Here is an 11,358-nt window from a genome sequence, read left to right on the forward strand (position 1 = left end):
GGGGTTGGGTAGCGGGGCGGGCGGGAACGTATTCGCCGAAGTGGCGCAGGTCGGTCACCGGAGGGTGGGCGCGGACGACGGCTTCGGTGGTGAGCGGGTCTTCTCGGCGGACGGTGAGGTGGGCATCGGTGCGCCGCACCAAGACGGTGCGAATGGCATCAGGCTGATGCAAGAGCGGATGGGCCGGGTCGAGAATCAGCCACTGCTGGTTGACTGCTCGAATCAGCACCCGAGCCACCTCGGAGAGGGGATAGTCGGCATCCACGAAGGCCTGGCGTAGGGCAGGCGACAGGGTGCGGTTGGTCAGGTCGGTTTGGAGATTGTTGTTGAGGTTAAACAGCAGCTCTGAGAGCTGGGCCCGCAGGTCGCGCTCTAGCCGCAAAATAGTGCGCTGGGCGTTAATTGTGAAGGTGACTTCGATATCGCCACTGCCCAGGGTGCGTTGCCCAGTCCCAATCACCCAGTTAAAATCGGCAATCTGGTAGCCATCGGCATTGAGTTCGGCCTCCAGGGTGCTGCGCTCCAGCACAGCGGCCAGCCGTTGCGCCGAGGTGCCCAGGGGCGGCAGATCGCCAGGGGCATAGGTGATGGAAAAGGGGGGATAGGGCAGACTGCGATCGCGGGTTTCCTGACTGATGCCATTCACCCCTCCCTGGAGGGCTTGCTCCCAGTCAAACTCCACTGGCTGGTCGTGGTATTGGTCTTGAAATTGCTGGGCCAGGGCCGCCCGACCGGGACGGGCGGCGGGGTTGCCGGGCCAGCTGACAAACCAAAATTCCACCAGGTGCTCTTCAACTTCGGTGAGAGTGCCCCCTAGCGATCGCCAGACGTAGATTTGCAGCCCCTTAGGTGCACGCACGACGGGACGCTGGCGATCGCGATCGCCCAAAGCCGCACTCAGGAGCTCTAAAATCTCGCTGTTGCGGCCCAGGGCACAGCCTCGAATTCGCACCTGGGTGCGCACGTCCACCTGATCGGCATTGAGAGGAAGAATGTCGTCATCGGCGATCGCCTGGGCCAGACCATCGGGGGAAATAGGGTTGCCCCCTGCCCGCACCGGAATGCTCATGCCCCCCTCTTCATTGGCGTGGACGACGATGTTGATTTCCCCCCAGGGGCTGTCTACCGCCGCGTGGCTGTTCAGATAGTCGCGCACTTGAACCAGGGTGCGCAGGTTGGTAACCAGGGTGCCGGCTGGGTTGAGGCTAAAGAAATTGCGGGCCGAAGCATAAAACTGGTTGGCGGCATCGGCGGGCTCGTCGCCCATGATGAAGGTAACGGCAGGGCGGGGGCCAACCGGGGCCTCGGCCAGGGCTTTCTGCTGGCTGACAAACTCGTGCAGACGCTCCAGGTAGTTTTGCACCGCCGCGCTGGTGTCAGCGTTGGCCTGGAAGGCGGTCACATCGTCGGGGCTGAGGCGTTCGAGCTGGCGGCGGTAGTAGAACTGCTCCAGGTGACCGGGCTGCAAACTTCGATCGCGGAACTGGCGCTCCAACTCGCGCTCCTCAGCGGTCATGATTTTGAGGTACTGGCCCGCCTTGGTGGTAATCTCGCCCACAAGCGTGCCGGTGCCCGTGGTGTCGTTTCGCCGCCAGGAGAACTCAAACCCCTGAATGGTATAGAGGGGTTGATCGACGGTGTCGCCTTCACGAATTTCGTAGAACACGCTGTAGGTGATGGTGGAAGTATTGCCCTCGGTACTCAGGCTTTCTTCGGCTACCCACAGCAGTCGGCCTGGGGCAATGTAGAAACCTACGTGGGGCCGCTGGGCGATTACGCCGCCATCGGCAGCAGCCCGTAGACCTACGGCTCCGACGATCACCCCAGTTTGAATATTGATCACGTTAATGGCAGGCAGCGTGAAGTCGCGATCGCCCTCGGTGATGGCCGTGCAGGCGGCGGCTCCTTCGCGGTAAGGGCGGCTGTCATCGCCCAGCTGCACTCGCTGCACGTAGAGCTGGGGTTGAGTGGCTAGGGCCACGGTATCCCCCCACTGGTGATCTTGACAGATGCCTATGACTGGGGGGCAGACATTGCCCTGCCGCCAGTCGCCGCGCCAGTGACCGCGAAATGGATCGAAGGCATCGGTGCGTCCCCGGGCTTTGGTTTCGGCCAGGCTGTCGGCTTGCCCGTGGGCCGCCAAGTGAGTCTTGATTTCGGTCAGGTCAAAGGAGCGGGATGCTAGCGCACCTGCCACGGTAGGAATGGCGGCCTCGTTCAAGGTATCGAGGGCGTCGGCAAACAGGCGGGCGTCGGCAAACAGGCGAGCGTAGCGGTTCCAGACTAGCTGAGTAGCGGTGTCATCTGGGCGATGCGGCTGGGCGGCGATCGCCAGTTCGGCCTGGAGCTGGTCGAGGGCCGCCTCGATATCTCTTTGAGACCGGGGCTGTACCGCCAGATGCACCGTCACCAAGGGCTCACTGGCCTGATCGTCGCTGGCTCTGAGGTCAAGCAGCACATCCCCCGTCGCGCCGCTGTGGCCCGAGGGGCGGGTGCCATAGCAGGCCACAACGTGTTCACCGCTGCCCGTTAGCGTGCGGGTAGCGGGGCCATCGACGCTATTAAAGCGCACCTGGCCACCGCTGTCGGGCAGCTGCGATCGCAACGTCAGCACCAGATTTTGGGGCTCAATACTGGCATCCCATTCGACCCCCAGACGCAGGTGAAACAACTGCTGGAGGGGCACTTTCCACGGCTCGGCTGCTGTTGCAGGCCCAGCAATACCCAGCCTGATTTGCACTTTTTTGGCGGCTCGACAGAGGGTGGCCCGCACAATATCGACCCCAGCAACCGGTAGACAGGTCATGACAGCTGCACCTCCACGGTTAGCGATAGCTGAAAACCCATTCTCGCTAGGTTTCCGTGCTCGTTTTCGGGCGGCCCTGCATAGTTCAGGGCCTGTAGATACAGTTTTTGCAACGTAACCTCGCGGCTGTCCTCCCGACGGGGAAAATCGCTGACAAAGCGGGGACGGTAGGCAATCTGAAGTTGACTATTCTCCGCTGCTGAGGCAGGCGCACGATAGATAAAGCGCACCTCTCCCTGGGCATCGGTAGGGCGCTGTTCTGGGTCGCCATCAATTTGACTAGAATCAAATAAATCACTCGCGGGGCTGCCTCGATTTGGTGTCGCTGCGGGTGTCAGCATAGTCAAGCTACCCTCCCCCTTTACCCCAAATCCCAAGTTGTGACCGACCACAGCTGCCCCAGTCGAGTCACGCAAGTCGGCCACCAGAGCCACCTCCGCTTCTGCCGCCAGGGCTAGGGGACTGACGACGACCGGCCCCGGATTGCTCCCTTCCAGTCGTCGCAGGCGTAGCTGGAACCCTAGCTGGTTGTTGAGCTCATAAATCTGCTGAATCAGCGATACGTATTCTGGATGCTGGTTATGGGCCTGGACGAGAATCTGCTGAAATAAATGCTCAGTGGGAGCATCAGCCCAGTTTGGCGCGTTATCAGGAAACTGGCGCAGAGGAACTCGCAGCAGATCGACCAGACGCTGACTCTGATCGGTCGTCAAGTGACAGTTGTAGGTCCACCAGTAGCAGGGGGAGTCAGCAAAGCGCAGACCCGGATTGGCGATGACCTGGTGAATTTGCCAGAGAGTGTTGGCAAAATACCCTTCACTCAGCAGACCCAGGTTGGGCTCACCGTATAAATTTAGGATGCTGTCACTGTCTGTACGGCGCAGAGAATTTAATTCTTGCCGACTAAACCCTCGAAGCCGCTGGTGTGGCCCAAATTCACTACCCCAGAAAAGCTGGATGTACTCGGCAAAACCTTCAATAATTGCTACTGTCTGGGAGTACAGATAGCTAGAAAAATGCTCTTTAATGCGGTATCCCCGACGTAGTTCGCACAAGTGTCGTCGCCGCAGGGAAGCATCGAAGATCCAGTGTCCAACCTCGTGGGCCACGGTGGAATCATCCCAGGCATCGTGTCCACGACCGCTGCGATCTGCACCGAGAGAAACGACATCAGAAAACCAGCGATGGAAACTTCCAAGAGCATCAGAAATAATGTCTGCCCCTAAGAACTGAGGTTTGTCGGGGTTACCCCACCGCTGATCGGCAGTGTCTCGCCGAGTGATGTGAACCAACCAGCGCTGCACCTCTCGCATCAGTCGTAAAGCATTTACGGTCATGGCTTTGAGAGAAGTCTGGTCGGTTATGCGAGCTGTAGTTAGATAGGTATCGGCGCTGTACTCGTCTAGAGTGCTAGTTTTGTACTGATCGGCATTGCCGAAACGGCTGGTATTGCGCCCGGCAGCTAGTTTTAGACCCGTTTTAGGATCTTGACTCAGGTCATATCGACTGCGGCCACGCAGGTAGAGGTCAGGATAGCCTTCAAATAGCCCCAGTCCCAAGTCGAACAGATTGCCCTGAAGGGTGGTGCACGTGCGCAGCAGTCGCACCCGATGATTCCCAGGATCGGCAACAGCCAGTATCCCAGCATCGCTCAGAACCGCACGAGTTGGGCGGGAAAACAGCAGGTGGCGGGCCAGGTCAGCCTGGTAGATGGTGTCATCGCGAGTAATCGCCAGCTGGTCTCGTTGATTGACGGGTTGATTGTTGGTCTTAAATACCAGGTCGCCCAAGGCCAGGCTGATAGGTTCGCTGATACTGGTCTCAGTCGTATCATTGCCTACCTGTACTACTGTAATCACCCCCGCAGTGATTACCTCCCAAGTGGGTAGGTCACGATAATCATCAATTTGTCTGACGGCAAGCCCACTGCCGAAATGCACTGTGCCATCGAGTTCGGCTCCATGAAGCTGATACAAGCTCTGGGGCAAAAACCGCTGCAAATCCCACGTACTGGTAAGGCGCAGGGCAGAAGCATCGGCAACTGGCCACAGGCTGAACAATGCGACGAATTGCCGCTGTCTATCCGTCACTAAAAGCTGGTCGGCGGCGGTAATAGAGAGTCCTGCAGGAGCCTCAAAACCAGGGCTAAAGTCATCTAGGGGAAATATGCGGTCAAATCCGTCGGCGCTGTCAAAGCGTACCAACCGGTTATTGCCGGTGTCGACCACATACAGCAATCCCTCCCGATCAATGGCCAAGTCTTCTGGTGCTTTCAGACCACCGCCAGCTCCGTCAGGCGAAAGGCTTTCAGAACTCCCATCCAGACTGATGCGCAGCACTCGATTGTTGCCGGTGTCGGCCACGTAGACAGCTGGCCCCTCAGGGCGTACGCCATAGGCAATACCTCTGGGCTGATTCAGAGCATCCGCAGGCGTAGTAGTGGCAGTGGTATCCCCTGCCACCGATAGTTGGCGAATGCTGTTAGTGCCTGATTCGACGACAAATGCCTCGCCGGTAGGTGCGGTTGTAATTCCCGCAGGAGCACTAATACCGGTTATCGTTCTGACTAGTTGCCAACGCTCCTCATCAACCGCCGGGTCCGATTGGTAGAGCAGCACTCGATTGTTGCCGGTATCGCTTACCCAGAGCTGTCCTTGCTGATCGAGGTGCACGTAGGCTGGCTGATGCAGGTGGGGTAGCTCGCTGTGAGGCGTCCAGATTTGCACCGGGCGAGGCAGAGATGTGATCGCTAGCGCATCCCCATTGGCAGCAAACGTCGAAGACCTCACCAGCCGATTATTGCCGCCATCGGCTACATAGATCTCGCCCCGCTCGTCGATAGCCAGGGCCACAGGCGAGAAGGGATTGGTCGGTGATTCGGCATAGGGAGTGCTCCAGGCCGGGAGGGGGGTGCCGTCGGTAAAGTTAAGCCGCTGCAGTTGAGGATTGCTTCCATCGATGACGTAGACCACCTCATTTTTGCGATCCATCGCCACTACTTGGGGCGTGGCGAAGGGGCCAGAACCACCGCCAGCGGTACCGATGACATCCCAGTCAGAAATAAAAGCAGGCCCCAAAATTTCGGTACCTGGCAGCCAGCGAGTCAGACTGTGACGACTGCGATCGCACACCAGCAGACTGCCATCGAAACTGCTACTCAAGCTATGGGGAGCCTGTACCGTTGCTCCGGTAAGACTACCCTGGGATCTCGGGGCATCGCCGGTTGTAAAGACATGCAAGGCTGGCCCGCTTTCAAACAACGTTGGTGTCTCAACGCCAACATCGCTCACCACCAACAACTCTGAACCCGAAAACCTGGCCTCGCCCGAAACAACAGCAATACCCGAAGGGCGGCCAAATTCTTTCTGGCCCTCCAGGGGGTCGATATCATCCCACCGCTGGAGGCGGCCAACTAGCCCGTATCGACCGACACTCACGGGCAGCTGCCCTTGGGAAGTCAGCTCCACCTGTCCACTGTCCAGGCTGAAGATGAGCACCTGAGTGTCATCGATCACGTAGAGCCGTTGCTCTTGATCCAGGGCCAGGCCATGGATGGTAGTGAAGGGGCTGTCGTCCTCTCCCCAGGTCGCGATCGTTTCACACAGGGTGCCATCGGGATAAAAGCGGTGAATCACCGGGTTAGCAGGGGCGCTATCGACCATGAACACAAACCCGTGGGCGTCGGTGGCCAGCAGCCCCACCTGCTCAAAACTGCCGCCGCCCAGCAGTCCCAAGGGCGCACCGGGTGGGTCAATCCAGGCGCGGGGTTGGGCGGCCTCGGCGGCCGATAAATCCAAGGCGTAAGGGACAGTGGGGGCAATATCAAAGTAGGGGTAGCGGTCGTCGTTGCGATCGTCGGCCTCGGTTTTACCAAAGGGGATGATCCGATTTTCGCGAGGGTGGTAACCCACGCCCTTGAGGGTGTCGTCGAAGAAAATATCCTCATCGATCACCACCACCTCGACGGCATTCTCGGGGAGGGCAATGGGGTTGCTGTGAGCGGCCCGAAAATCGCTGTAGGAAAGCTGTAGCTGGGCACCCAGGCCCATGTAGACGGTGAAGGGGGAGGCGCGATCGCCAAAGTCGGTGGTCAAGTTGCGAATGCGGCTGGCATTGTCGTGGCGGCTCTCCCAATCTCCCGGCAGGGTAAAACTGGGCCGCAGCGGGTCGAGAGTATCGCCTGACACCTGCCGCAGCCCCTCGGGCAGCGCCAGGGTGAAGTAGGGGTTGAGGCCCGCCTCATCCTCCTCTTCAAACCGCAGCACCACCTCGGCAATGCCGTCACTGTCGGTGACCGGATTGCCCTGGGAGAGGGTTTGGTCAAACCAGGCAGTGCGGCGGTGCTGCACCGTCACCCGAGCGTCGGGTACCGGAATCGGCGTCCCCACCACCGGGTCGAGGGTGACTACTCTGACAAAAACGGTGCGATCGATCTCAGCCATTACAGACTTACCCCCCCGCCGACACTGGCGCTGGCACTACCGCTGAGGGCACCCCGAGCGGCCCGCAGCATATCGTCAAAGGCAGCTTCGGTGCGGCCCAAGCTGAGCTCAAACTCCCCCTGCAAGTCGTCGAGCTTGTCGATCAATGGCATCAGCACCACGGTCAAATCGATGTCATTTAGCGCCGCCTGGATCGCGGCCCAGGCCGCCAGCAACGGCGGCTCCAGCAGCACCCGCGGATTCACCGAGTTGACCAGTCCCTGCACCTGATCGAGCAGGGCGGTTAACCCCGCCAGCAGTCGCGAGGGCAGGGTACTTTCGACTACATCCAGCAGCCGGAGGTAGAGGGTGTCGAGCCCCGCCGCCATCCGCATCGGGTCGAGGCCGTCGATCAGGGCCCGCACCTGATCTAGCGCCTGGTCAATATCCGTGGCCAAAAAGTCGACCCGCAGGTTGGTAACAATGCCCTGGAGCCGCTCAATGGTGCTGCGCACCTGAGTCAAGCTGTCTGCGATCGCCAGCCCATCGAGCAACCCCACCACGGTGTCGTAGGTGGCATCGAGCTCGGCCCCAATATCCTCGGGGCGAATCGGCAGCAGCCGTTCTTTTAGGGCCTCAAACCGTTCATCTAGCGCGGTGAGAAACCGGGTCGGGTCAGCCAGGCGCATTACCCGCTTAAAGGTTTCCACATCCAGCAGTTGGCGAGCGTAGGGGGGCAGCAGGCCCAGCAGCTGCTCGCGCAGTTCTATATACAGATCGCCCAGGCGACTGAGGTCAAGGTTTTGCTTCAACGCCTCCAGGCCGCCCACCAGCCGGGTGTACAGGGCCACCAGCTCCCCCAGTTCTGCTTCCGGGTCGAGGTTGCCCACCAGGGCCAGCTTGGCTTCGGCCCCAGGGGTCTGCACCGCCAGCCTCAGGTCAAAGTGCTGGGCCTTGAGCTGGTTAAACCGCCCCGGTAGATTCAAGCTGCGCAGCGCCGCCAGCACCTGGTCGATCGCCCCGTGAATCTGCGCCGTCAGCGCCTCGGGCTGAAGCTGGTCGAGCAGGGCCAATGGCGCTTGAAACATGGCGTGGAGGGCAGTCACCACGCTCTCTTGCACATCGTCGAGCAGGGCCACCAGGGGGGCGGCCAGCTCGATGGCGGGGGCAAACAGCACCGAGGGGCTGACCCGATCTAGCTCGGTTTCAAGTCGGGCGAATTCTGCCGTCAGCGGGGCCAGCAGCGCCGAGGGGCGAATCGCCTGAATGCCGTCTTGGATCTGGTTGACCAGGGCCAGCAGCTGGTCGATCCACCGGGTCAGGTCGAGGCCGGTGACGCTGGCCTTGAGGCGATCGAGCAGCTCGGTCAGGGGGGCGATGATCTGGGCACTGTCGAGCTGCGCAAAGCTGGCCGTCGCCGACTGAAAGGCTGCCCCCAGGGGCTCGACCAGGCTGGAGGGTTGCAGCGATGCCAGGGGCGCCTGCAGGTATTGCCGGTGGAGATCGTCCAGGGGCTGGAGCAGGGCGGTGAGATCGAGGGATGCGATCGCCGCTTCTACCACGTCAAAGGCCGAAAATAGCACCGCTAAAAGCTGAGTCGGGTTGAGGGCGTCGAGTAGGGCCAGGGCCTCTTCATAGCCCGCCTGCAGGGCGTCGATCGCCGCCTGGGGCACCTGTTTAATGGCTGCGAAACCCTCGCGCAGGGGCGGCGTGATCGTGCCGCTGAGATCAATCGTGATCACCAGATCCAGGGCCGCCTTGAGCGCCTCCCGCAGCAGCTCATTGAGCGATGCGGGGTCGATCTGGCCCAGGCTGTCGGCGGCGGCTTCTATCTCGGCGACAACCGGGTCGATCACCACGGCAAAGTCGATCGGGGCCAGCTGGTCGAGAATTTCGGTGACCTTGGTGCGCAGGTTCTCCAGCAGAGCCGGAATATTTAGCCCGGTGAGAAAGCTGGTGAAGTCATTGATGCCCGCCACCGCCTGGTCGGTGACGTCGGCGATCGCAGTTTCGAGCGGGGTGAGCAGAGCGCTGAGCTGGCCCAGGGTGCCATCGAGGAAGCTCTGGAACTCGGCCAGGGTGCCCGCCAGACTGGGGGCGCTGGGGTTGGTGGGGTCGCCTGCGATCGCCACCTCAGCCTGCTCAAACAGAGACCGTAAATCCTGCTCAAAGCGGTACTGAAACTGGCCGTTGGGCAAAAAATCGCCCACATTGCCCGCCAGGTCGCGCAGCTGCTGCACCAGCCCGGCGAAGAATTCGGCAATTTCCCCCAGCAGGTCGCCGACGCCACTTTCGAGATCGCCCACCACCTGCTCTACCGGGGCCAGTGCGCCTTGCAGAGTGTCGCCAATGCTGCCCAGGTTGGCAGTCTCCAGGGTGTCGCGGGTGGTGGCAAAAAAGCCCAGCACCTCGTCGCGCACAAAACTCAGGTCAATACCCGCGATCGCGGTATCGATGCGATCAAACAGGGCATTGAAGGGATCTTCGATCCGCTGGGCCTCGCGAATGGGCACGGCCAGGGCCTGATCGAGCTGCTCTCGCAGATAGTTCTCCAGGGCGTTGGGCTGAAACAGCGGCGTGTCGAGCACCCGGTTGATCTCCCCCAGCAGCGGGCGCAGATCCTGCCGCAGGGCTTGCATGGCGATGGAGGTTTCGACCACCGCCTCGCGAAACTGAGGGTAGTCGGCGGGGGCCAGGCTCAGGGTCTGGCTAAAGCTGCCGCTGAGCAGGGTCAGGCCGTTGGCCACCGGTTCGACCACTGCTGTGGGCAGCAGCGCCGCCAAAAAGGCCTCCAGCTGGTCGATTAGGTGCTTTACCGAGCCGTAGCCCAGGGTATCGAGCACATTGTCGAGGGCCTGCTGAAACACCTGCACCACCAGGGCCTGGGGATTTGCCACCGTAGCGGCCTGGTCGATCAGCGGCAGCAGGTTGCGGCTCAGATCTTGCACCGACTGCACCCAGGCGCGAATGGTTTCGGCCTCGGGGCCGTCGAGGCTGGCCAACACCCGCAAGAGCTGATCGACCAGGGCGTTAAAAATCTCGGTGCGGTTTTCGGGAATGCCGTCGGCAATGCCCTGCACCGCCTCAATTACAGACTGAAGCTGGCCGATTAAATCGCCGCCGATCGCCTGGTCAGCCGCCCCGATGCGCTGTTCAAACCCCGCCAGTGCCGGGGAGGGGTCAACCTCCGCCTGGAGTGCCAACCCCCCAAACAGCTCGTTGATCTGGGCGATCAGGGCCGTCGAGTCAAACTCAAACAGGCCCGACACCTGCCCCGTCAGCTGGCCTGCAACCCCATCAACCCCGCCCGAAATCGAGCCCGAGGCGGTGGCGGCAGCCTCAAATTGGCCACTCAGATCGCTCACCCCACCCAGGGCACTCTCCAAATCGCGGATATTGACAACCAGCGTTCCTTCAGCCATGGCCTATACGTCGTCCTCCTGATCGAGGCTGCCAAAAATTGCCGTCAGCGGTGCCAGCGATTCCTCCAGGCCAGCGGTGGCCGTGGTCACGCCATCCAGGGCCCCTGATAGCTGCGGCGTGGGGTCAGCGATATCGGGAAGATTGCCCAAGCCCGCGATCGCATCCAGCGCCCCGGTGACGGTGTCTAAGAACCCGGCGGCATCGTCGAGTAGCCCCGTATCCAGGCCGCCCAGGGGGTTGGGCGGCGGCGGCGGCGGTGGACTCTCTCGCACCACCAGAAAATAGTCGAGCTGGTCGGGGCGCAGGCCGCTCTCCTGCAAATCGAGGGTTTCGATAATCACGTACTGCAATTCGGTGGCGGTGAGAATATCGGCCACAAAGGTAACCGGCTCCCCGGCAAAGAACTTCTCCCGCAGGGCTTCGAGAAAGTCGCTCTGGGCTTCCTGGCCGTAGAGGCTACCGGCGATCGCCACCCGCGTCGGCACCGTGTTCAGATCCTGAAACAGGCTGCCCACTTTACCCGGCACCGCCAGTTCCACATAGCGGCGCTGCTCCAGGGTGCGAATCGACGCAATCCGGGGAATTTCCCAATCGCCGAGGACGGGTTTCACTCTCATGACAGATCCACTCCATGGCGTTGGGCCTGGGCCTGGAGGATGGCGCTGACCATTTCGGTCAGGGTTTCGGCGACTTCGGTGGGGCTGGGGC

4 protein-coding genes are annotated in these 11,358 nt (G+C 61.0%); all 4 read right to left on the reverse strand.

Annotated elements, in window-relative coordinates; all coding sequences use genetic code 11:
* The coding region (locus tag IQ254_RS25955; protein WP_193969056.1) for a hypothetical protein at positions 1 to 2,806 on the reverse strand (2,806 nt) is incomplete at its 3' end.
* On the reverse strand, positions 2,803 to 7,248 hold the full coding sequence (locus tag IQ254_RS25960; RefSeq protein ID WP_193969057.1) for a hypothetical protein: 4,446 nt from the start codon (positions 7,246 to 7,248) through the stop codon (positions 2,803 to 2,805). The genes IQ254_RS25960 and IQ254_RS25955, both read right to left, overlap by 4 nt.
* Complete coding sequence (locus IQ254_RS25965) at positions 7,248 to 10,649, reverse strand: hypothetical protein (RefSeq protein ID WP_193969058.1); 3,402 nt, start codon at positions 10,647 to 10,649, stop codon at positions 7,248 to 7,250. Before IQ254_RS25965 ends, IQ254_RS25960 begins: the two co-directional genes overlap by 1 nt.
* A 3-nt stretch (positions 10,650 to 10,652) precedes the next feature.
* Entirely contained in the window at positions 10,653 to 11,267 is a 615-nt protein-coding gene (locus IQ254_RS25970; protein ID WP_193969059.1) for a hypothetical protein, read from the reverse strand.
* Positions 11,268 to 11,358 lie beyond the last annotated feature (91 nt).

This window comes from Nodosilinea sp. LEGE 07088 (genome assembly GCF_015207395.1).
Taxonomy (GTDB): domain Bacteria; phylum Cyanobacteriota; class Cyanobacteriia; order Phormidesmidales; family Phormidesmidaceae; genus Nodosilinea.

Coding starts and splice junctions, on each gene's coding strand:
- IQ254_RS25960 (WP_193969057.1), bottom strand. CDS start 7,248: ATGGCTGAGATCGATCGCACCGTTTTTGTCAGAGTAGTCACCCTCGAC.
- IQ254_RS25965 (WP_193969058.1), bottom strand. CDS start 10,649: ATGGCTGAAGGAACGCTGGTTGTCAATATCCGCGATTTGGAGAGTGCC.
- IQ254_RS25970 (WP_193969059.1), bottom strand. CDS start 11,267: ATGAGAGTGAAACCCGTCCTCGGCGATTGGGAAATTCCCCGGATTGCG.